The sequence below is a fragment of the Streptomyces sp. NPDC002701 genome (genome assembly GCF_042889045.1).
Classification (GTDB): domain Bacteria; phylum Actinomycetota; class Actinomycetes; order Streptomycetales; family Streptomycetaceae; genus Streptomyces.
The window spans coordinates 87,642-109,672 of the sequence record NZ_JBIAQL010000003.1; the positions used below are offsets into that span (position 1 = coordinate 87,642).

Sequence of the window (22,031 nt, forward strand, 5' to 3'; positions counted from 1 at the left end):
TTACGCGGCGGCCAGCTTGGCCGCCGAGTCGGCGTCCACGCACGCCTGGATCACCGCGTCGAGTTCACCGTCGAGGACCTGGTCCAAGTTGTACGCCTTGAACCCGACGCGATGGTCCGAGATGCGGTTCTCCGGGAAGTTGTACGTACGGATCTTCTCGGAGCGGTCGACGGTGCGGACCTGGCTGCGGCGGGCGTCCGCGGCCTCCCGCTCCGCTTCCTCCTGCGCCGCGGCGAGGAGCCTGGAGCGCAGGATACGCATCGCCTGCTCCTTGTTCTGCAGCTGGCTCTTCTCGTTCTGGCAGGAGGCGACGACTCCGGTGGGAATGTGCGTGATGCGCACCGCGGAGTCGGTGGTGTTGACGGACTGACCGCCGGGCCCCGAGGAGCGGTAGACGTCGATCCGCAGGTCGTTCGCGTGGATCTCGACGTCGACCTCCTCGGCCTCGGGCGTGACGAGCACACCGGCGGCGGAGGTGTGGATACGGCCCTGCGACTCGGTGGAGGGCACCCGCTGCACGCGGTGCACGCCGCCCTCGTACTTCATCCGGGCCCAGACACCCTGGCCGGGCTCGGTGGCGCCCTGGCCGCCCTTGGTCTTCACGGCGACCTGGACGTCCTTGTAGCCGCCGAGCTCGGACTCGGTGGAGTCGATGATCTCGGTCTTCCAGCCGACCCGCTCGGCGTACCGCAGGTACATGCGCAGCAGGTCGCCGGCGAACAGCGCGGACTCGTCGCCGCCCGCGCCCGCCTTGATCTCGAGGATGACGTCCTTGTCGTCGCTGGGGTCGCGCGGGACGAGGAGCAGCCGCAGCTTCTCCGTCAGGTCCTCGCGCTGCTTCTCCAGCTCCTTGACCTCGGCGGCGAAGTCGGGGTCGTCGGCGACGAACTCCTTCGCCGTCTCGATGTCGTCACCGGTCTGCTTCCAGGAGCGGTAGGTCGCGACGATCGGGGTCAGCTCCGCGTAGCGCTTGTTGAGCTTGCGCGCGTTGGCCTGGTCGGCGTGCACCGACGGGTCAGCGAGCTTCTTCTCCAGATCGGCGTGCTCGCCGATGAGTTCCTCGACCGCCTCGAACATCTCCGGCTCCAATGGACTGCCCCCGGCACCTTCTCGGGCTCGGGGCGTAGGTACGGCATGGGGGTTCGGCTTGGGATTCCCCTGCTCGATCGCGGGCGAGAGCGGGGGAAGGGCTGCGGCGGGGGGGGCGAAGGGACCGCACCGCAAAGCGCCGGTCCCTTCGCCCCCTGGTCGGAGGCGACGGAGACCGGCGCTGTGAGGTCGCTACTTCTTGGCGGCCGCAGCCTTGCCGAAGCGGGCCTCGAAGCGGGCCACACGGCCACCGGTGTCGAGGATCTTCTGCTTGCCCGTGTAGAACGGGTGGCACTCGGAGCAGACCTCGGCGCGGACGGTGCCGCTGGAGATCGTGCTGCGGGTGGTGAACGACGCGCCACAGGTGCAGCTGACCTGCGTCTCGACGTACTCGGGGTGGATGTCGCGCTTCAAGGTGTCTCCTAGTTTCGGGAGGGCGCCGGGTCGCTGCCGCGGGCTGCGGGGGCGTGAACCGGGGCCGACTGTCCAGTCTGCCAGGACTGGTGCCATCTCCCCAAACCGGGGGACGGCCGGGGGTATTCCCCGGGCCCCCGCGATGTCTGTGGGAGGAGCGCGGGAGGGGTGCCGGAGGTTCGCCGTGGGCGGGTGCGGGTCGTATGCGGCTGGTCGCGCAGTTCCCCGCGCCCCTGACGGGGCCGAGCCCGCCGGCTACCTGACCACGCCCTTGGCGTCGCCGGTCGCCGTGTCCTTCGTGGCCGACCTCGGGATCGGGCGGTCGTCCTTCAGGGCCGTCCAGACCTGTTCGGCCTTCTTCTTCTCCACCAGGACGCGGTTGCCGTCGTTCGGGTCGTACCGGACCGGCATCGTGACCATGTCCATCTGCGACGAGCCGATGCCCTTGAGCCCGTTGGCGAAGGAGGCCAAGTCCTTGACCGAGGCCAGGTCCGAGTCGGTCGTGACGGTCCCGGTGGCGGTGTCGGCGAGGTCGTACAGCTTCTTCGGGCTGGTCAGCACCCCTATGTCCCTGACCTGCTCGACCAGGGCCCTGATGAACGCCTGCTGGAGCTGGATGCGGCCGAGGTCGGAGCCGTCGCCGACACCGTGCCGCGTACGGACCAGGCCGAGCGCCTGCTCACCGGTGAGCCGGTGCGTGCCGGCCTCCAGGTCGAGGTGGCTCTCCCTGTCGTTGATGTCCCTGGTCGTGGTGACCTCGACACCGCCCAGCTCGTCGATCAGCTTCCGGAAGCCGCTGAAGTCGACCTCGACGTAGTGGTCCATGCGGATGCCGGTCATCGACTCGACGGTCTTCACGGCACAGGCGGCGCCACCCGTCGAGTACGCGGAGTTGAACATCGCCAGGGACGCGGCGTCGTGCGTGACGCCCTCGCTGTCGGTGCACTCGGGCCTGGGCACGAGGGTGTCGCGGGGTATGGAGACCACGCTTGCCCTCCGGTGGCCCTCGTAGACGTGCACGATCATCGCGGTGTCCGAGCGGGCGCTGCCGTCGTCGGCGCCGCCGCCGAGCTTCTTGTTGCTGCCGGAGCGGCTGTCGGAGCCGAGTACGAGGATGTCCTGTGAGCCGTCGTCGACGTCCAGGGGCCGGTCGGTGCCGAGTGCCTGGTCGATGTCGACGCTGTTGATGTTGTCGTTGAGGTTGACGTACACGTACCCGAGACCGGTGCCGCCCAGGACGAGGACACCCGCCGCGGACCAGGCCGTGACGAGGAGCGCCTTGCGGCGTCCGCTGCGCGGCTCGCGGCGGCCCGGGGTCCCGGTTCCCGGCGCGCTCTCGGGTTCGGGCGTGCTGTCGGCAGACATGTGCTCCTCAGTCCTCGCTGATTCTCCCGGTTACCCCCTGCGATCAGGGTCAGGCGCGTTCAGGTGCCGTCACGTCTCGGTCAGGACCCGTCTCTCTAGACGGCCGAGCCGAAAGAAGGGTTGCACGGCATGCTGTGTCACCCCGGCAACGCGGAGGGCCGCCCCCTGATGTGACGGGGACGGCCCTCCGCGAGACCGGCTGCGCCGGCGGTGACGTCAGTCGTTGCCGTTGCCCGGCATCGGCGTCGTCTTCTGGATCTGCAGCAGGAACTCGGCGTTCGACTTCGTCTGCTTCATCTTGTCGAGCAGCAGCTCGATCGCCTGCTGCTGGTCGAGCGCGTGCAGCACGCGGCGCAGCTTCCAGGTGATGGCGAGCTCGTCGCTGCCGAGCAGGATCTCTTCCTTACGGGTGCCGGACGCGTCGACGTCCACCGCCGGGAAGATGCGCTTGTCGGCGAGCTTGCGGTCGAGCTTCAGCTCCGCGTTGCCCGTGCCCTTGAACTCCTCGAAGATGACCTCGTCCATGCGCGAGCCGGTGTCGACGAGCGCGGTGGCCAGGATCGTCAGCGAGCCGCCGTCCTCGATGTTGCGCGCGGCACCGAAGAAGCGCTTCGGCGGGTACAGCGCGGTCGAGTCGACACCACCGGACAGGATGCGTCCCGAGGCCGGGGCGGCGAGGTTGTACGCACGGCCCAGACGCGTGATCGAGTCGAGCAGCACGACGACGTCGTGGCCCAGCTCCACCAGGCGCTTGGCCCGCTCGATGGCGAGCTCGGCGACCGTGGTGTGGTCCTCGGCGGGGCGGTCGAAGGTCGAGGAGATGACCTCGCCCTTCACCGACCGCTGCATGTCGGTGACCTCTTCCGGACGCTCGTCGACGAGGACGACCATCAGGTGGCACTCGGGGTTGTTGTGCGTGATCGCGTTGGCGATCGCCTGCATGATCATGGTCTTGCCGGTCTTCGGCGGGGCCACGATCAGACCGCGCTGGCCCTTGCCGATGGGCGCGACGAGGTCGATGATGCGGGTCGTCAGCACCCCCGGGTCGGTCTCCAGACGGAGCCGGTCCTGCGGGTAGAGCGGCGTCAGCTTGTTGAACTCCGGCCGTCCGCGCCCCGATTCGGGCGCCATGCCGTTCTGCGAGTCCAGGCGGACCAGCGCGTTGAACTTCTCGCGGCGCTCGCCGTCCTTGGGCTGCCGGACCGCGCCGGTGACGTGGTCACCCTTGCGCAGGCCGTTCTTGCGGACCTGGGCCAGGGACACGTACACGTCGTTCGGGCCGGGCAGGTAGCCCGACGTACGGATGAACGCGTAGTTGTCCAGGATGTCCAGGATGCCCGCGACGGGGATCAGGACGTCGTCGTCGGCGACCTGCGGCTCGTTCGGGCCGAACTCGTCGCGGCCACGACGGCCACGGCGGTCCCGGTAACGGCCGCGGCGGCCCCGCCGGCCTCCCTCGAAGTCGTCGTCGTCCTGGGGACCGTTGTCCCGCTGGCGGTCCTGGCGGTCCTGACGGCCGCCGCCCTGCTGGCGGTCCTGACGGTCCTGGCGCTGCTGGTTGCCGCCGCCCTGGCCGCCCTGGTTGCCGCTCTGGCCACCCTGGCCGCCCTGCGGCTCGTCGCCCTTGCCACGGCGGTCGCGGTCACGGCCCCCGCGGTCACGGTCGCCGCGGTCACGGTCGCCGCGGTCACGGTCGCCGCGGTCACGACGGTCGCGGCGGCCCTGACGGCCTTCGGCTCCGCCGTCCCCGGCGTCGCCCCTGCCCTCGCCCTGCGACTGCGCGGGCGCCTCGGTCCTCGGCTCGCTCTTCGCCTCGGCGGTGACCGTCTCGGGGCTGCCCGCATCGGCGGTCGCGCGACGCCGGCGGCGCTCGGCGGGGGCCTCCTCGGCCGCCGCTCCCCCGTCGCGGGAGGGACCGCCGGCGGGCTGGCCGGGGATCTCGATCTGCTGCTGGGCCACGGCCTTCTCGGCCTTGGCCTCCGCCTTGTCCTCGGCGGGAGAGACGGCCTCGTCACCCGTACGAGCCTTCGAGGTGGCCCGGCGCTTGGGCTTCGTCTCGGTGGCGTCCCCGGCGGTGGACGCGGCCTTGGGGGAAGCACCACCCCCGGCCTGCGCCTCCTTGATGACCTCGATCAGCTGGCTCTTGCGCATCCGCGCGGTGCCCCTGATGCCGAGGCCGGATGCGACCTGCTGCAACTCGGCCAGCACCATGCCCTCGAGGCCGGTACCGCGGCGTCGACGGGAGCCGGCACCGCTGGCAGGCGCGGAGGCGTCCGTGGCGGGCGCGGCAGCGGTCTCCTCGACACGTGCGCCCATCAGATCGGTGGTGTCGCTCACGAAGGGTCCTTCCCTGGAGCGGACGTCGGCCTGTCTGGCTCGGCGACCGGTTGTGCTGTCCGACAGTGGTCCTTGCTGTGTGGACCGTGCCGGGGCGGTGGTCCGCCAAAAGGCGGAGGGAATTTCTGGGATGACGTTTCCCGGGGCCATGGACCTGAGGTGCTGTGTCCATCGGCTCGTTCACGCCGGTTCCGGAGCGTGCTCAGCACCGCTCAGCGCGCGTAGCACCCAATGCAACCCAATGCATGGCACGAAGCAGTTTGGGGGGCTCCCGGAAGAATGGTTGTCCCGGACGGGGACGTGAAGCACCTCGCCATGGTGGGGTCGGGTGCAGACTTGAGGTTAACACTACCGGATCCAACAAACATTCCCCCTCTCGAAATCCGGCAACCGAGTGTCACGGAGCAAGCGGCAGCACGCTCGCTCCCGTGGCGTCGAGGCCCAGCCGGTTGGCCGCCCAGCCCTCTCCCGCCAGTCGTGCGACCTTGTCGGCCGCGGCCTCGTCGGCGAGCGCGAGCACGGTGGGCCCGGCGCCGGAGATGACCGCGGGGATCCCGTCGGCCCGCAGTCGCTCCACCAGCGCCGCGCTCTCCGGCATGGCCGGGGCGCGGTACTCCTGGTGCAGTCGGTCCTCGGTGGCGGGCAGCAGCAGCTCGGGGCGCCTGGTCAGGGCCTCGACGAGCAGTGCGGCGCGGCCCGCGTTGGTGGCGGCGTCGACGTGCGGGACGGTGCGCGGCAGCAGTCCGCGGGCCGTCTCCGTGAGCACGGCCTTGCCCGGTACGAAGACCACCGGGACGACGGAGGCCGCGGGCTCCATCCTGATGGCTCGGGCGGCTCCGCTCTCCATCCAGGACAGGGTGAACCCCCCGAGCAGACAGGCCGCGACGTTGTCGGGGTGTCCCTCGATCTCGGTGGCCAGCTCCAGGAGCGCGGTGTCGTCGAGTTTGCTGTCGCCGCCTATGGTCACAGCGCGCGCGGCGACGATGCCGGCGCAGATGGCGGCGGACGAGGAGCCGAGTCCGCGCCCGTGCGGGATGCGGTTGGCGCAGACGATCTCGAGGCCGCGCGGCTGTCCGCCCAGCAGGTCGAAGGCGGTGCGCAGGGAACGTACGAGGAGATGACGCTCGTCGCGCGGGAGTGTCTCGTTTCCCTCACCCGCGATGTCGATGTTCAGCCCGGAGTCGGCCACCCGGACGACCACGTCGTCGTACAGCCCCAGTGACAGGCCGAGGGCGTCGAAGCCCGGGCCGAGGTTGGCACTGGTGGCGGGGACGCGCACCCGGACGGCGGCGGCGCGGAACGCTGGACCGGCCATCGCTCGATGACTCTCCTTGAGCTTGAGCTGCGAGATTCTCGAAATCCTGCGAGACGTACGGAGAATGCGGAATACCCGGAGGCCGCAGGGACGGCGCGGCACCGCGGCATATGCGGCGGGCGGGTTCGGTACAGCTTATCGAAGGAAGGTTCCGTGGCGACATAGGGCGCACAAGAGGCGCACGATGCGTGTCGCAAGCCCCTCGTGCACCCGGCCTTTTTTTGGAGCTCGGTTCGCCTCCGGGGCGCCAAAGCCTGTGTCGAGGCGGCGATCGTGCTCGACCCTCCTTCGTCGGGCGCTCCGCGCTCCCCCAGACTCCGTCCGGGGGAACCCCCAACCGCCTCGACACAGGCGCGCCCCTTCGGCTCACTCGCTGCGGCCAGTGGGGGGCCGGGTCCCGTGTTACGCCAGGCCCAGGCGTTCGGCGGCCGTGGCGGCGTCGACCGGGACCGTGACCGGCTGCGGGGCGCCCGCGACGGCCCAGTCGGGGTCCTTGAGCCCGTTCCCGGTCACCGTGCAGACGATGCGCTGCCCCGGATCGACCTTGCCCTGCTCGGCGGCCTTGAGGAGACCGGCGACGGACGCGGCGGACGCCGGCTCGACGAAGACACCCTCCTGCGCGGCCAACAGCCGGTAGGCACGCAGGATCTCACGGTCCGTCACCTCGTCGATGAAGCCACCCGACTCGTCCCGCGCGGCCAGCGCGAACTGCCACGAGGCCGGGTTGCCGATACGGATCGCGGTGGCGATCGTCGAGGGGTCCTTGACGACCTCGCCGCGCACGATGGGCGCGGACCCGGACGCCTGGAAGCCCCACATCCGCGGGGTCCGGCCGGCGACCTTGTCGGCGGCGTACTCCGTGTACCCCTTCCAGTACGCGGTGATGTTCCCCGCGTTGCCGACGGGCAGGACATGGATGTCGGGGGCGTCGCCGAGCATGTCCACGATCTCGAACGCGGCGGTCTTCTGCCCCTCGATACGCACCGGGTTCACCGAATTGACCAGCGCCACCGGGTAGTTGTCGGACAGGCTGCGGGCCAGCGTGAGGCAGTCGTCGAAGTTGCCGTCGACCTGGAGGATCTTCGCGCCGTGCACGAGGGCCTGGCCCATCTTGCCGAGCGCGATCTTGCCCTGCGGGACGAGGACGGCGCAGACCATCCCGGCCCGTACGGCGTAGGCGGCGGCCGAGGCGGAGGTGTTGCCCGTGGAGGCACAGATGACGGCCTTCGCGCCCTCCTCCTTGGCCCGCGTGATCGCCATGGTCATACCGCGGTCCTTGAAGGACCCGGTGGGGTTCGCGCCCTCGACCTTGAGGTGGACCTCGCAGCCCGTGCGCTCGGAGAGCACCTGCGCCGGCACGAGCGGCGTACCGCCCTCGCGGAGCGTCACGACCTGCGTGCTGCCGGACACCGGCAGCCGGTCCCGGTACTCCTCGATGATTCCGCGCCACTGGTGGGTCATTGCTGGTTACTCTCCTTCAACCCGCATGATGCTGGCGACACCCCACACGGTGTCGAGGCTGCGCAGCGCCTCGACGGTCCCGGTCAGGGACGCGTCGGACGCGCGGTGAGTGACGACCACGAGGGAGGCATCGCCGCCTCCGTCCTGCCGTCCTTGCTGGCGAACCGTATCGATGGACACGCCGTGTTCGGCGAAGACGGTTGCCACCTGGGCGAGAACGCCCGGTTTGTCGGCCACATCGAGACTGATGTGGTAGCGGGTCACGACCTCGCCCATGGAGGACACGGGCAGCTGGGCGTACGCCGAGTCGCCCGGCCCGGTCGCGCCGCTGAGCTTGTTGCGGCACACGGCCACGAGATCGCCGAGGACGGCGGACGCCGTCGGGGCGCCGCCCGCTCCCGGCCCGTAGAACATGAGCTGCCCGGCCGCGTCCGACTCGACGAACACGGCGTTGTACGCGCCGCGCACGGAGGCCAGGGGATGGCTCAGCGGAATCATGGCGGGATGCACCCGAGCGGTGACCGATCCCCCGTCGGCGGCCCGCTCGCAGATGGCGAGCAGTTTGATGGTGCAGCCCATGGCCTTCGCCGAGGCGAAGTCGGCGGCGGTGACCTCGGTCATGCCCTCGCGGTACACGTCGTCGAGGCGCACCCGCGTGTGGAAGGCGATCCCGGCGAGGATGGCGGCCTTGGCCGCCGCGTCGAACGCCTCGACATCGGCGGTGGGGTCGGCTTCCGCGTACCCCAGGGCGGTGGCCTCGTCGAGGGCCTCCTGGTAACCGGCGCCCGTCGAGTCCATCTTGTCGAGGATGAAGTTGGTGGTGCCGTTGACGATGCCCAGCACCCGGTTGACCTTGTCGCCGGCGAGGGACTCGCGCAGCGGGCGGATCAGCGGGATGGCGCCGGCGACGGCGGCCTCGTAGTAGAGGTCCGCGTCGTGGTCGTCGGCCGCCGCGTGCAGTGCGGCGCCGTCCTGCGCGAGGAGCGCCTTGTTCGCGGAGACGACGGAGGCGCCGTACTCGAAGGCGGTGGTGATGAGGGAGCGGGCGGGCTCGATGCCGCCGATGACCTCGACGACGACGTCGATGTCCCCCCGTTTCACCAGCGCGGTGGCGTCGGTGGTCACCAGGGCCGGGTCGATGCCCTCACGGACCTTGCTGGGCCGCCGTACGGCCACACCGGCCAGCTCGACGGGGGCCCCGATACGGGCGGCGAGGTCGTCGGCGTGCGTCGTCATGATGCGCGCCACCTCTGAGCCGACGACCCCACAGCCCAGCAGCGCCACCTTCAGCGGACGCGTACGCATCATCCGACCTCGTTTCCTCATACCGTCACGGTGGGACCAGTCTCACTCACCGGACGGGGGTTTCTGCCCCACGTCCGGATCGTGAGATGTCGATTTCATTTGCGAGGGGGCGGAAAACAGGAGATCTTCCGCCCGCGCTCGTTCGTGAGCGCACTCACACGAGAGTGCACTCACGCACTCGTGCGCCGCTGCATCGGCGTGCCGGCGCCTCCGCGGACGGCGCATCCGCCCGCCGGGGTCAGCCGACGTCGAGGCGCAGCAGGTCCTCCTCGGTCTCGCGGCGGACGATCACCCTGGCCTCGCCGTCGCGGACCGCGACGACCGGCGGACGCAGGGCGTGGTTGTAGTTGCTGGCCATCGAGCGGCAGTACGCGCCGGTGGCGGGCACCGCGACGAGGTCGCCCGGCGCGAGGTCGGAGGGCAGGAAGGCGTCCTTCACGACGATGTCCCCGCTCTCGCAGTGCTTGCCGACCACGCGGACCAGCATGGGCTCCGCGTCACTCGTACGGGAGACCAGGGCGACGCTGTACTCGGCGTCGTACAGCGCGGTACGGATGTTGTCGGACATGCCGCCGTCGACGGAGACGTAGGTACGCAGCCCTTCGAGCGGCTTGACGGTGCCGACCTCGTAGAGCGTGAAGGCGGTCGGCCCGACGATGGCGCGCCCGGGTTCGACCGAGATCCGGGGCGTCCGCAGCTTCGCGGCCTCGCACTCCCTCGTCACGATCTCACCGAGGGCCTTGGCGATCTCGTGCGGCTCGCGGGGGTCGTCGTCGCTGGTGTAGGCGATACCGAGGCCGCCGCCGAGGTCGATCTCGGGCAGCTCGACCCCGTGCTCGTCACGGATGGCGGCGAGCAGCGACACCACCCGCCGCGCGGCGACCTCGAACCCGGCCATGTCGAAGATCTGCGAGCCGATGTGGGAGTGGATGCCGATCAGTTCGAGCCCGTCGAGGGTGAGCGCCCGCCGTACGGCCTCGGCGGCCTGCCCGTCGGCGAGCGCGATCCCGAACTTCTGGTCCTCGTGCGCGGTGGCGATGAACTCGTGGGTGTGGGCCTCGACGCCGACGGTCACACGGAGCTGCACGCGCTGCCGCTTGCCGAGGCTCTGCGCGATGTGCGCGACCCGCACGATCTCCTGGAACGAGTCGAGGACGATGCGTCCGACGCCGACGTCGACGGCCTTGGTGATCTCCTCCACGGACTTGTTGTTGCCGTGGAAGGCGATGCGGTCGGCGGGCATGCCGGCGGAGAGGGCGGTGGTCAGCTCGCCACCGGAGCAGACGTCGAGGTTGAGCCCTTCCTCGTGCAACCAGCGCACGACGGCGCGGGAGAGGAACGCCTTCCCGGCGTAGAAGACGTCGGCGTCGTGCCCGAACGCGGTGCGCCAGGCGCGCGCCCGCGCACGGAAGTCGGTCTCGTCGAGGACGTAGGCGGGGGTGCCGAACTCCTCGGCCAGGGTCGCCACGTCGATCCCGCCGACGCTGACCGAGCCGTCCTCGGTACGCGTCACGGTCTGCGCCCAGACCTTCGGGTCGAGGGCGTTGAGGTCGGCCGCCGGAGCGGTGTAGTGCCCCTCGGGCAGGACATCGGCGTGGCGGGGCCCGGCGGGGTGTGCGGAACGGCTCATGTCGGTTGGGCTTCCTCGGAGATGTTCGGAGCTGCGGAGATGCGCAGAGCTGCGGAGATGATCAGAGGTGTTCGGGTGCGTCGACGCCGAGCAGGGACAGGCCGCCGGCCAGCACCGTCCCGGCGGCTTCGGCGAGCGCGAGCCGGGCACGGTGGGCGGCCGAGGGTTTCTCGTCCCCCAGCGGCAGCACGCTGTGCTGGAAGGCGAGCAGCGCGTCGGCGACGGTCACGAGGTGCCGCGCGAGCCGGTCGGGCGCGCGGTGGCGCGCGGCGGCGGCGAGGGCGTGGGGGTAGTTGTCGAGGGCGTCGAGAAGAGCGCCGGCGCCCGCGCCGTCCTGCGGGCCGGGGACACCGGTGAATCCGAGCTGGGCGGCGTTACGGCTGAGGGCCCGGGTGCGGGCGTACGCGTAACGGACCCGGAAGAGGGGATTGCCCTCCCGCTGAACGAGATGCTCGTCGGTGATACGGGGCCGGTCGTGGGGCGCGGGACACAGCAGGGCCCAACGGGCGGCGTCACGGCCGAGGGGGGTGGGGTCGTGCGCGGGGGGCACGGGGTGGAGGGTGACGTCGAGCACGCCGGGGGCACCGGGGGCGTCGACGGTGACGCCCAAGGGCTCCGCCCAGGCGGGGTCGGGCCCGGACTCGGACTCGGAGGGGGTCTCGGACTCGGAGGGGGTCTCGCAGGAGTTCTCGCAGGAGGTACGGACGAGGGCGCCCTGGGAGCGCAGGATCCGCGCGACGACCTGGGCGGAGACGGCGGCGCGCACCTCGCAGGGGTGATGCAGCTGGACGAGCTCGCCGACGCGTCCGCCGGCCCCTTCGACGCCGCTGACTTCTCCGCCCTCTCCGGCTCCCTCGGCATACCCGTACCGCTCCCCGCGCTGCAGGATCCGGCTGACGAGTGCGGGGCCGCGCCCGCTGAGGGTGATGTTGAGGAACCCCGGCCCGGTGATGTCGACCCGGGTGACTCCCGCCACTCCGCTGAGGTGTGGCCGCAGGATCTCGGCGACCTCGTGCGGGGGACGACCGGCGGGTCGGGCCAGCCGCAAGGCGACGTTGGTGGCGTAGTCCCCGCGTCCCCCGGGCCCGGGCGGCCCGACCTGCGCCCGCTCGGGCACGGCCACGGCCAGCTCACCGGCGTCCACCGCACGGCGCACGGCGCGCAGAACGGTACGGGAGAGCTCGACGGGGGTCACGTGACCAGCGTAGGGGAGGAGGGGGGTGGGCAGGCGAATGGGTTTGGGGGCGGGTCCGGAATGTGGACGGGGTGGCGTGCGGCGCGGTGTGGGGCCGGGGGTAGGGATGAGGCCGAGAGCGAGGAGGGCAGGAGCTGGGTCTCCGGCTCAGTGGCCGGCGCGACCGGCACGCTCGGTCCCGCCGGCGCCGCCGGTCCCGTAGTACCTCTGGCCACTGTCGAACGCCGCGGCGGCCGCACTGTTGGGACTACCGGCGGTGGTGTCGACGGTCTCGCGCCGTTCCAGCAACTGGCGCACGACGCGAACCAGTTCGGTGGGCTCGAAGGGCTTGGCGAGGAAGGCGTCGACGCCGACGTCGAGACCGCTCTCGACCTCGTACTGGGTACAGGCACTGATGATGGCGAGGGGGAGGTTACGGGTCCGCGGATCGGCCCGGAGCCGAGCAGCGGTACGCAGCCCGTCCAGCCGTGGCATGACCACATCGAGGGTGACCACATCGGGCCGGACCTGGTGGATGACGTCCAGGCACTCGACACCGTCGGCCGCGGTCACGACCTCGAGACCCTCCAGCTCGAGGTTGACCCTGATCAGTTGCCGGATGACCTTGTTGTCGTCCACAACAAGCACCCGACCCGACGCGCCTGGCACAACTCGAGAGTAGGTCGACACCCGCCACCGCGTCCGGGTTTTCCCCACTTCTGCCTCACATGGGGGGTCCAGGGGGCGGTCTCGGGGGGTGTGGGGCGGGGGCGGGGCTGAGGAATGGGGGCTGGGGTGGGGGCGAGCTGGGGTGAGGGCGGGGTCGAGGTGAGAGCGGGGCTCAGACGAGGTGGGGCTGAGGTAAGGCGGGGCCGAGGTGAGGGTGAGGTGCCGACTGTCGCCTGCGACCGCTGCCTGCTGCCTGCTGGCGGCTGGCTGCTTGGGTCTCGGGGCGCCGCCGGCCCAGGGCTGGCCGGACGGGCCATGCCGCCCTGCGCCTCCACGACAACCGACAAGATCCAACCAACCTCCGACACACCTTCCCCGGCCCTCAAAACCCGTTCATGACGACCCCGAGAGAGCTGGTAAGGTTTCACCCGTCGCCGCAAACCGCGCCCGACACGCCCCCGTAGCTCAGGGGATAGAGCAACGGCCTCCGGAGCCGTGTGCGCAGGTTCGAATCCTGCCGGGGGCACTTCGCCTCAACCAGCACGATCATGCGGTTGACCAGCGTAAGTGCCTGACGATAAAGAGCGGGACCCAGTCTTACTGGGTCCCGCTCTTTATCGTTGTTACGCGCTGATCGCGATTGACCTCCGATAGAGGCCGAATGCCCCTCCATCAAGTCCAAGAGGGCGAGTCATCCAGGCGTGCCAAGGTGAGCTGATAGGCGTTCCTCAGCCCCTGAAGTCATAGAAGGTGCCCTGCGGCTCGCGCTTGACGGCCAACAGCCCCTGCGCTTCCAACTCCTTGCGACCCTTTGTCCACGTGTCCGAGGAGAGGCCGTAGCGCTGACGCCTCGTCGTGGGGATGTATTGCGGCTCCGAGTGCCCTCCCAGGGCTTCACGGGCGAGCAGAGTGCAAAATTTAGCTTGCGCAATGGTTGATGAGCCTGGGTCACCGGCCAGCGCAGGTCAGCGAGCGTCGGCCGGATCACGCGTCGTGCCCCGTCGTCGCGTCCACCCAGCCCAACGGGTGCGGCTCCGTGCCGTCCGGGCCCGAGGGCTCGCCGCCCGCCTCGTTGAAGGCGGTCAGGGCCTCCACGACCGCCGTACGTTGGCCGGGGGCAGCCGTTCCACGATCGTGGCGATCTCGGTGCGCCGGCGGGCCATGACGTCCTCGACCGTGCGGCGCCCCTCCTCCGTGAGCTGCAGCAGCGTCTCGCGGCGGTTGCCCGGATTGGTCCGGCGGTCGGCGAGCCCCGCCGCGATGAGCCGGTCCACCATGCGCATGGCCGTGGACGGCGGGACCTGGAGCAGTTCGGCGAGGGTGACCAGCTTGGTGGCGCCGCGCGTGGACAGGACGACCAGCATCCGTACCTGCGGCAGTGTCACCCGCTCCTCGACCTCCGCCAGCGAGCGGGCCGAGACCGCGACCAGTACGCGCGACGCGGTCAGCACCGCACGTGTCAGATCATGGGCCCGGCGCCGGGCCCGTGCTTCTGCGCACGATCAGTTCGACCGGTACGACCCGGTCCATCGACAGCTCCGGCGGGCCGTCCAGTTGGGACAGGAGCAGCCGCAGGGAACGCGTGCCGATCTCGGGGAAGTCGGTGCGGACCGTGGTCAGCGGCGGGAGCAGGTGTGCGGCCTCGGGGATGTCGTCGTAACCGACCACGCTGACGTCGTCGGGAACGCGGCGGCCCGACTCGTGGAGTGCCCGCAGTACGCCCAGAGCCATCTGGTCGTTGGACGCGAAGATCGCGGTGGCCTCGGGGCGACCGGCCAGCCGGCGGCCCAGCTCGTAGCCCGAGTCCGCGCTCCAGTCGCCGATGAGCGGCTCCGGGACCGGGGCCCCCGCCGCCGCCAGCGTGGCCCGCCATGCCTCGACCCTGCGGTCCGCCGACAGCCAGCCCGTGGGGCCCGCGATGTGCTGGACCGTCGTGTGGCCGAGGTGCAGGAGGTGCTCGGTGGCCTTGCGGGCACCGGCGCGGTTGTCCGCGGTGACGAACGACGCGTCCTTGCCGAGGTCGTTCTCCAGGACCATCAGCGGGGTGTCGAGCCGCGCCTCCGCCAGCGCCCGGCCGACCCACCGCTGCGGGGCGATGGCGATCACACCGTCCGCGCCCTCGGCCGACAGCGTGTCCACGGCCCGTACGACGGTGGCCCGGTCCGCGGTGTCGAGCGCGATGGAGCTCACCAGGTAACCGGCGTCCTGGGCCGCGGTGTTGATCGCGGTCAGGATGGAGGCGGGGCCGTAACGGGCCGCGTCGAAGGAGATCACGCCGAGCATGCGGGTCCGGCCGCTGGCCAGGGAGCGCGCGCTGCGGCTCGGGCGGTAGCCGAGGGTGCGCATGGCGGTCAGGACCACCTCACGGGTCTCGGGACGGACGGCCGGGTGGTCGTTCAGCACACGCGAGACCGTCTGCTTGGAGACTCCGGCCAGCCGCGCCACGTCGTCCATCACCGGGCGCGCCCCCGCGAAGTTGCGGCGGCTGCGGCCCCTCGGGAGGTCCTTGTGGGGTCCGGGTCCTTGGGGCGGCGCGCCGTCACCGGCACTTCGGGTCATGGCGGGTGGCGTCCTTCGGATCCGTGGTTCGTCCCGGCGGTCGTGCCCCGCCCGGCTGGCCCACAGGATAGGCCGCCGGGCGGGAGGATGAGCCGGACGCCCGCCTCGCCCGGGGACCGCCCGGCGCCCTCAGCCCGCCCCGGGTGACCCGCCCACCCCGGCCGACCCGCCCGTCCGGGCTGCCCCGCCCGCCCCGGCCGCCCCGACATCCCCGACGACCCCGGCTTCCCCGATCACCCACACACGGGTGCCCACCCACTCGACCTGCTCCACCGCCGCCCCGGTCACCCCGGTCACCCCCGTCACCCCGGCCGCCACGGTCGACGCAGCCGGGGCGGCCGTCGCGGCCGCCCCCGCCGCCCCGGCTCCGACGGCGCCCTCCCCCACGTACACCCGTGCGTCCGGATGCCGCGGCAGCACCCTCAGCCGCAGTCCATCCCCGCGCAGGGCGAACGCCGGGAGCCGGTCCAGGGCGATGTCCCAGACCCGCCCCGTGTGGAACTGGTCCGCCACGAGTCTGTCGTCCACGTACGCGCGGGCCACGTCTCCGGTCCAGTGGACGCGCAGGAGTGTTCCGGTGAGCGGGAGGCCGTCCGGGACCGTGACGGCGTACTCGGCGGCGACCGTGTCGTAGGACGCGTCGGCGGGGGCGCTCGCCCGCCCCTGCACGCCCGTCACGGGTTCGGGCGCCGGGCCCGCGGCCCGGACCAGTCCGACCGCCGTCGCCCTCGCCCTCACCCTCGCCGCCGTCGTCGTCGCCGCCTCGAAACGCCAGTCCCGGTCGCCGCGCACGGTGTACCGCGTGAACACCCCGTCGGCCGACTCCAGGACCCCCGCGTCCTCCACCACCGGAGGCCGTTCCGGCGCGGGCAGTACCGCGAAGGACAGGTCGTCGCCGGCCGCGCCGTGCACCCGCACCTCGCCACGGCCGTCCCGCGCGTGCTCGTCGAAGACGACGCCGCCCCCGCAGAGCACCACCCGCTCGGCTCCCCAGGCGACACCCCGGTAGGCGGTACGGGCCGTCGCCGCGTCCAGGACCAGGAGGCCGGCCCGGGTGCCGTCGGCCGCGTCCACCTGGACGAGGGCCTCGGTGCCGGGACGCAGGCCCGTGACCAGGACGCGGTCGCCGAGGGTGGCGCACCGCCCGGAGGGGATCCGCAGGTCCCTCACCGTCCGTGCGTCCAGGGCCAGTTCGACCGGTACGCCGTCCGTCGCGGCCAGCACCAGCACCGTACGGCCGTGGTCGTCGACCGTGCAGACGGGCTGTGCGGTGGCCCAGTCCAGCCGCAGGCCGCCCACGTCGAGGCGGAGCGGCCAGCAGAAGTAGGCGCCCGACGGGACCGTGACCGGCGTGCTCGGGAGGGTGAGGGCGGGTGCCTGCGGGAACTCGACCGTGAACGAGGTGCCCGGACGGTCCGGCAACGGCTCGTGCGGCTGGTGGTTGGTGACGAAGAGGAAGCCGGACGTCCCGTCGCTCCGGACCGCCCAGCGCAGGGTGTCCCGGTCGTCCTGGCCCGTCGGCCGCCGCTCGGGGAGGAAGGACTCCATCGGCGCGACGAGGTGACCGAAGTCGGCCAGCAGCAGGTGCTGGAGCCGCAGTTCGTCGTACGAGGGCCGGTACTGGCCGTACTCGCCCAGCGGCGCCTGGAAGTCGTACGTGAGGACGGGCAGGTCGTTGGGGTAGCCGGTCGCGTGGGACTCCTGGAGGGTCGTCCGCTCGCCGGCCGGGTTCGTACCGCCGTGGAACATGTAGTAGCCCTGCCACACGGAACCGCAGCCGATCTTCGTGAGGCCGAGCGCGCCGACGTCGGCCGCGTCGACCCGTGGGCGGCGGTGGTAGGACACGGCCATACCGCCGCCCAGCTCGCAGGTGGCCCAGGGGAACCGGTCGGCGCGGGGCGCCGGGTCGCCGCCGCGTACCGTCGTCGGGCGCAGGTCGGCGCCGATGCCCTCGTCGTCGCGCTGGTGGGTGAAGAAGAAGTGCTTGCGGCAGGTGTCGGGCCAGCCGCCGTCGGCCTCCGTCCAGAAGGTCTCGGGGTAGCCGCCGTACAGCGGAAGCAGTTCGTCGGGCGGGAGTTGCACTCCGCCCCAGGCCGTCGCCGTCCAGAGCGGGGCGCTCAGTCCGGCCGCCTGTGCCATGCGCTTCAGCGTCAGCAGGTGGCCCGGGCGGTCGTGGAGCTCGTTCTCGATCTGGATCGCGACGACCGGGCCGCCGTGCGCACGGTCCAGCCCGCGCAGCTGCCCGGCGATCGCCTCGTACCAGGTGCGTACGGGTTCCAGGTAGGCCGGGTCGTCGGTGCGCGGGGTGCAGGGGCGGGCCAGCAGCCAGTCGGGGAGGCCGCCGTTGCGTACCTCGGCGTGGGACCAGGGACCGATGCGCGGCACGAAGTCCAGGCCGTGCCGGGCGCAGAGGCCGGCGAAGCGCCGCAGGTCCCGGTCGCCGTCGAAGCGGACCCGCCCCGCGGTCTCCTCGTGGTGGATCCAGATGACGTAACTCGCGACGGCCGTCACCCCGCCCGCCTTCATCTTCAGCAGTTCCTCCTCCCACTTCCCGGCGGGGCAGCGGGTGTAGTGGAACTCGCCGGAGACCGGGAACCAGGGCCGGCCGCCGCGGGTGAGGTAGCGGCTGGTGACCTCGATCGGGTCGGGAACGCCCGGAGCGTCGGTCAGCGGGAGGTGGCCCGTCAGCGGCGGTACGGCGGACGCGGTCACCCGCAGACGGAGCGGCGGCGCGCCGTGGGAGGCCGCTAAGGAGGTCATCAGGGCTTCACCGGGCCGAGGTCGGGCGTGTCGGTGAGGTGGACGCGTGGCTCCGTCGTGGCCTGCAGCTCCAGCAGGACCAGCTCGTTGGTGCCGGGGCGCAGGACGGGCCCGGGCACGTACAGCGTGCGCTGCGGGCCGCGGTTCCAGTAGCGGCCGAGGTGGAAGCCGTTGATCCATGCCTGGCCCTTGGTCCAGCCGGGCAGGGAGAGGAAGGTGTCGGCGGGCGTACCGACCTCGAAGGTGCCGTGGTGGAAGGCGGGTCCGGCGTCCACGGGCGAGTCCGCCGCCGGGACGAGGGGCACCTGGCCGACGGAGTCCAGGTCCAGGGGGTGGCAGTCCCAGCCGTGCAGAGCGGTGCCGGCGAAGGTGACCGGGCCGAGCAGGCCCTTCGGTGAGCCGATGCGCGGGCCGTAGTTGACGCCGCCCATGTTCTCGACGAGCACGTCCAGCGCGGCGCCGGCCCGCGGCACCCGCACGGGCAGGGCCTCCTCGTGGCGTTCGCGTTCGAGTACGCCGGCGGGGGCGCCGTCCACGAAGACCTGGGCGCGGTCGCCGACACCGCCCGCGAAGTGCAGCACGCCGTCGCCCGACACGGGCACCGTGGTGCGGTAGAGGACGTAGCCGGCCCGCAGACCCACCTCCTCCATGGTGACCGGGCCGGCGTCGACGCGTACCGGCGCGGCCAGGACGTGCGCGTGCGGGAGAAGCGGGGCGCGCCGGTCCAACTCGACCTCGGTGACGGGGAGTTTCAGGCCCGGTGCCGGGACGGGCTCGTCCGGGACGGGGGCGTGGCGGGCGATGACCTCGCGGAAGGCGTGGTACTTCGGACCCGGGTCCCCGGACTCGGTGAGGGCCGCGTCGTAGTCGTACGAGGTCACGATGGGCTCGTACGCGTGGTCGTGGTTCGCGCCGTTCGTGAGACCGAAGTTGGTGCCGCCGTGGAACATGTAGATGTTGACCGAGGCGCCCGCGGAGAGCAGCCGGTCGAGGTCGGCGGCCGCGTCGGCGGCGTCGCGCACGTGGTGCGGTTCGCCCCAGTGGTCGAACCAGCCGATCCAGAACTCCGCGCACATCAGGGGCCCTTCGGGCTGATGGGCGCGCAGGTGCGCCAGGGAGTCCGTGATCCTGCTGCCGAAGGTGCCGGTGGTGAGGACGTCGGGCAGGCTGCCGGCCTTCAGGTGCCGGGGGTCGGCCTGGTCGCAGGTGAAGAGGAGCTCCTCGACGCCCGCGGTGCGCAGGGTCCGGGCGAGGTGTTCGAGGTACGCGGTGTCGTCGCCGTACGCCCCGTACTCGTTCTCCACCTGTACGGCGATCACCGGGCCGCCGGACGCGGCGAGGTGCGGCAGGAGCGGGGGCAGCAGCAGGCCGAGGTAGCGGTCGAGCGCGTCGGTGAAGCGGGGGTCGCTGGTGCGCAGCCGGATGCCGGGGTCCGTGGTGAGCCAGGACGGCAGGCCGCCGCCGTCCCACTCGGCGCAGATGTACGGGCCGGGGCGCAGCAGGACGTGCAGGCCCTCGGCCGCCGCCAGCCGCAGATAGCGGGGCAGGTCGAGGAAGCCGTCGAGGACCAGCGTGCCGGGCTCGGGCTCGTGGAGGTTCCACGGGACGTACGTCTCGACCGTGTTGAGGCCCATCAGCCGGGCCTTGCGGAGGCGGTCGGCCCACTGGTCGGGGTGGACACGGAAGTAGTGCATGGCACCGGAGATGATCCGGAACGGCTCTCCGTGGAGCAGGAAGCCGTCGGAGGACGTGGTCAGGGCGGACATGAGGATGCTGCTTCCCTTCGGCTCGGAAGTGGGATCGGTGGGGCCTGGTCTGCTGTGGGCGCGGCGAGGCGCGGACGCGCGTGGGCGGCTCGCGTACGTGGACGGCTCCCGCACGTGGGCGGCCCGCGCGCGTGGGCGACGGCGCGGCCGGGCGTCGGCGGCGGCGCTGTGGGACCATGATGTTACCGGTAACTTAGGCGCGTCAAGAAGGCCCGCAGGGGCGATGGGATCGATATCGCGCCGCGCGTCAGGGGGTCGCGCGTCAGGCTGCCGCGCGTCAGGGTGCCGTGTGGCGCAGGGCGGCGTGGAGGGTGGCCGGGTTCGTCCAGTGACGGGTTCTCGTCGGCGGCACCCGCCAGTGCAGACCGGGGGCGTACGTGCGGTGCCTGGGCGGGATCGCCACGTGCGACCCGGGGCCGAGGATCTGGGCCGCGGGGACGTCCCAGGTCGCGGCCGTTCCCGGCGGGATGAGCCAGTAGAGGACGCCTCCGTAGCCGTCCTCGATCACCGCGCCCGTGCGTGGGCCCAGGTCTTCGAGGACGCGCAGGCCCGTGGCCAGTGGGACCCGTACCGCGTCCCACCACTCGCCGGCCGGGAGCGTCCGTACCTCCGGGCCGAGCGGCCGCAGCCACCTCGGTGCGTTGCTGTCCGGCATGGTTCGCTGCCACCGCCTCTCGCCCGGGGTCATGATCTTAAGGTGAACGCGGGGTTCCGGACTGCCGGTAGGCGTGGGGAACTTGACGTCGCGCGTGGGGGTTTGCTGCCGTGACGGGGCCTGTGCGGGTTGTGGGTGGCTGGTCGCGCAGTTCCCCGCACCCCTTCAGGGCGCCTGCCGGTGACGGGGTGGACTGTGTGGGCAGGTCCCCCTCGGCAGCGTTGATCCGCTGCGGGTCGCTCTTGGGTTGCTCGCGCCGTTCCCCGCACCCCTTCAGGGCGCCTGCGCGTGCCGGGGTGGACTGTGCAGGGAGTCAGCTACGGGGCGGAGGCTCACCCTCGTACGCCAGGGGCGCGGGGAACTGCGCGACCGGCCACCCACGACCCGCGGTCGGACAACCGCCCTTTCAGGGGCGCGGGGAACTGCGCGGTCAGCCCCTACGGTCCGCAGCCGGACGAGCGCCCGGGTGGGGTCAGGCCGAGGCTCGTTTTCTTGGGGTCGCCTTCTTCGTTTCGGCCGCGGATTTTTTCGATGCCGTCTTCTTCGATGTCGACGCCGTCTTCGACGCAGCCTTCTTCGCCCCGGCCCCAGAGGTCGTCTTCTTGGCGGCCGCCGTCTTCGCCGGCTTCTTCCCGGAAGGCGGCTTGGGCTCGGCCCGGGACGACTTCCGGGCCGCCCCCTTCCGGAGCGGCTTCACCTCGGCCTCGCCGGAGCCGGAGCCGGAGTCGGAGCCCGAGTCGGAGCCCTCTCCGCGCGCGGCCCGAGCCTGCCGCACGCTGTTCTCCAGTGCCGACATCAGATCGATGACCTTGCCGTCGGACTTCGCGGCGGAGGGCGCGGACGGCGCCTCCTCCCCGGACGCCTTCGCGGCGATCATCTCCTCCACCGCCTCCCGGTAGTCGTCGTGCAGATCGGCGAGGTCGACCTCCCCGAGCGTGTCCATCAACGCGTCGGCCAGGTCGAGTTCCTTGTCCCGGACGGTGACACCCGCGTCCGGGGCCACGCTGTCGGACGCACGGATCTCGTCCGGCCAGAGCAGCCCGTGCATGGCGATGACGTCGTCGACGACCCGCAGCATCCCGAGCCGCTCCCGCCCCCGCAGCGCGAACTTCGCGATGGCGACCTTGTGACTGCGCTTCAGGGCCTCACGCAGCAGGGTGTACGGCTTGGCCGCCGGCACCCCGTTCGCCGAGAGGTAGTACGCCGTGTCCATCTGGAGCGGATCGATCCGGTCCGCCGGCACGAAAGCCACGATCTCGATCGTCCGGGCGGTCGGGATCGGCAGGGAGGCCAGGTCCTCGTCCGTGATCGGGATCATCGTGCCGTCGGCGTCCTCGTACGCCTTGCCGATCTCCGACGCCGCCACCTCGCGCTCCTCCACCTCACACACCTTGCGGTAGCGGATGCGGCCGCCGTCCTCGGTGTGGATCTGCCGGAAGGAGATCGAGTGGTTCTCCGTGGCGTTCATCAGCTTGATCGGGATGCTGACCAGACCGAAGGAGATGGCACCGTTCCAAATGGATCTCACGTTT

At 71.7% G+C, this 22,031-nt stretch carries 15 protein-coding genes, 1 tRNA gene and 1 pseudogene; 1 reads left to right on the forward strand and 16 read right to left on the reverse strand.

Annotated elements, in window-relative coordinates:
- From prfA to ACFYXC_RS08855, 10 genes are all read right to left on the reverse strand, one after another.
- Positions 1 to 1,077 carry a peptide chain release factor 1 gene (prfA, locus tag ACFYXC_RS08810; protein ID WP_388912625.1) on the reverse strand — a complete coding sequence of 359 codons (1,077 nt, stop codon included), beginning with the start codon at positions 1,075 to 1,077 and terminating at the stop codon, positions 1 to 3.
- A 204-nt stretch (positions 1,078 to 1,281) separates the two neighbouring features.
- The gene (gene rpmE / locus ACFYXC_RS08815) at positions 1,282 to 1,503 is read right to left on the reverse strand and encodes a 50S ribosomal protein L31 (protein WP_010984345.1); all 222 of its coding nucleotides are present in this window, start codon (positions 1,501 to 1,503) and stop codon (positions 1,282 to 1,284) included.
- A gap of 255 nt (positions 1,504 to 1,758) precedes the next feature.
- Complete coding sequence (locus ACFYXC_RS08820) at positions 1,759 to 2,868, reverse strand: LCP family protein (RefSeq protein WP_389548629.1); 1,110 nt, start codon at positions 2,866 to 2,868, stop codon at positions 1,759 to 1,761.
- Positions 2,869 to 3,084: 216 nt separating this feature from the next.
- Positions 3,085 to 5,205 carry a transcription termination factor Rho gene (gene rho, locus ACFYXC_RS08825; protein WP_389548632.1) on the reverse strand — a complete coding sequence of 707 codons (2,121 nt, stop codon included), beginning with the start codon at positions 5,203 to 5,205 and terminating at the stop codon, positions 3,085 to 3,087.
- A 397-nt stretch (positions 5,206 to 5,602) separates the two neighbouring features.
- Positions 5,603 to 6,520: a homoserine kinase gene (gene thrB, locus ACFYXC_RS08830; protein WP_388912616.1), complete on the reverse strand. Its 918-nt coding sequence runs from the start codon at positions 6,518 to 6,520 to the stop codon at positions 5,603 to 5,605.
- 402 nt (positions 6,521 to 6,922) lie between these two features.
- Entirely contained in the window at positions 6,923 to 7,981 is a 1,059-nt protein-coding gene (gene thrC, locus ACFYXC_RS08835; protein ID WP_388912613.1) for a threonine synthase, read from the reverse strand.
- 6 nt (positions 7,982 to 7,987) lie between these two features.
- Positions 7,988 to 9,286 carry a homoserine dehydrogenase gene (locus ACFYXC_RS08840; protein WP_389549962.1) on the reverse strand — a complete coding sequence of 433 codons (1,299 nt, stop codon included), beginning with the start codon at positions 9,284 to 9,286 and terminating at the stop codon, positions 7,988 to 7,990.
- A gap of 238 nt (positions 9,287 to 9,524) precedes the next feature.
- The gene (gene lysA, locus ACFYXC_RS08845) at positions 9,525 to 10,916 is read right to left on the reverse strand and encodes a diaminopimelate decarboxylase (RefSeq protein WP_388912610.1); all 1,392 of its coding nucleotides are present in this window, start codon (positions 10,914 to 10,916) and stop codon (positions 9,525 to 9,527) included.
- Positions 10,917 to 10,977: 61 nt separating this feature from the next.
- Entirely contained in the window at positions 10,978 to 12,111 is a 1,134-nt protein-coding gene (gene nrtL / locus ACFYXC_RS08850) for an ArgS-related anticodon-binding protein NrtL (RefSeq protein WP_389548636.1), read from the reverse strand.
- A 147-nt stretch (positions 12,112 to 12,258) separates the two neighbouring features.
- A complete protein-coding gene (locus tag ACFYXC_RS08855) occupies positions 12,259 to 12,780 on the reverse strand; it encodes a response regulator (RefSeq protein WP_389548639.1) in 522 nt (173 codons plus the stop codon).
- A 433-nt stretch (positions 12,781 to 13,213) separates the two neighbouring features.
- Here ACFYXC_RS08855 and ACFYXC_RS08860 point away from each other — a divergent pair.
- Positions 13,214 to 13,285 (forward strand) — tRNA-Arg (locus tag ACFYXC_RS08860).
- Between the two features lie 458 nt (positions 13,286 to 13,743).
- On the opposite strand, the pseudogene ACFYXC_RS08865 reads toward ACFYXC_RS08860, so the two are convergent.
- From ACFYXC_RS08865 to ACFYXC_RS08890, 6 genes and pseudogenes are all read right to left on the reverse strand, one after another.
- Positions 13,744 to 14,222, reverse strand: a pseudogene (locus tag ACFYXC_RS08865) (MarR family winged helix-turn-helix transcriptional regulator).
- A 1-nt stretch (position 14,223) separates the two neighbouring features.
- Complete coding sequence (locus ACFYXC_RS08870) at positions 14,224 to 15,318, reverse strand: LacI family DNA-binding transcriptional regulator (protein WP_389548642.1); 1,095 nt, start codon at positions 15,316 to 15,318, stop codon at positions 14,224 to 14,226.
- Positions 15,319 to 15,447: 129 nt separating this feature from the next.
- Positions 15,448 to 18,078 carry a beta-galactosidase gene (locus tag ACFYXC_RS08875; RefSeq protein ID WP_389548645.1) on the reverse strand — a complete coding sequence of 877 codons (2,631 nt, stop codon included), beginning with the start codon at positions 18,076 to 18,078 and terminating at the stop codon, positions 15,448 to 15,450.
- Positions 18,078 to 19,844 carry a beta-galactosidase family protein gene (locus ACFYXC_RS08880; protein WP_389548648.1) on the reverse strand — a complete coding sequence of 589 codons (1,767 nt, stop codon included), beginning with the start codon at positions 19,842 to 19,844 and terminating at the stop codon, positions 18,078 to 18,080. The genes ACFYXC_RS08875 and ACFYXC_RS08880 overlap by 1 nt, the downstream gene beginning before the upstream one ends.
- Positions 19,845 to 20,121: 277 nt before the next feature.
- Positions 20,122 to 20,499: a hypothetical protein gene (locus ACFYXC_RS08885; RefSeq protein ID WP_388912592.1), complete on the reverse strand. Its 378-nt coding sequence runs from the start codon at positions 20,497 to 20,499 to the stop codon at positions 20,122 to 20,124.
- A 472-nt stretch (positions 20,500 to 20,971) separates the two neighbouring features.
- Complete coding sequence (locus tag ACFYXC_RS08890) at positions 20,972 to 22,027, reverse strand: Ku protein (protein ID WP_389548651.1); 1,056 nt, start codon at positions 22,025 to 22,027, stop codon at positions 20,972 to 20,974.
- Positions 22,028 to 22,031 lie beyond the last annotated feature (4 nt).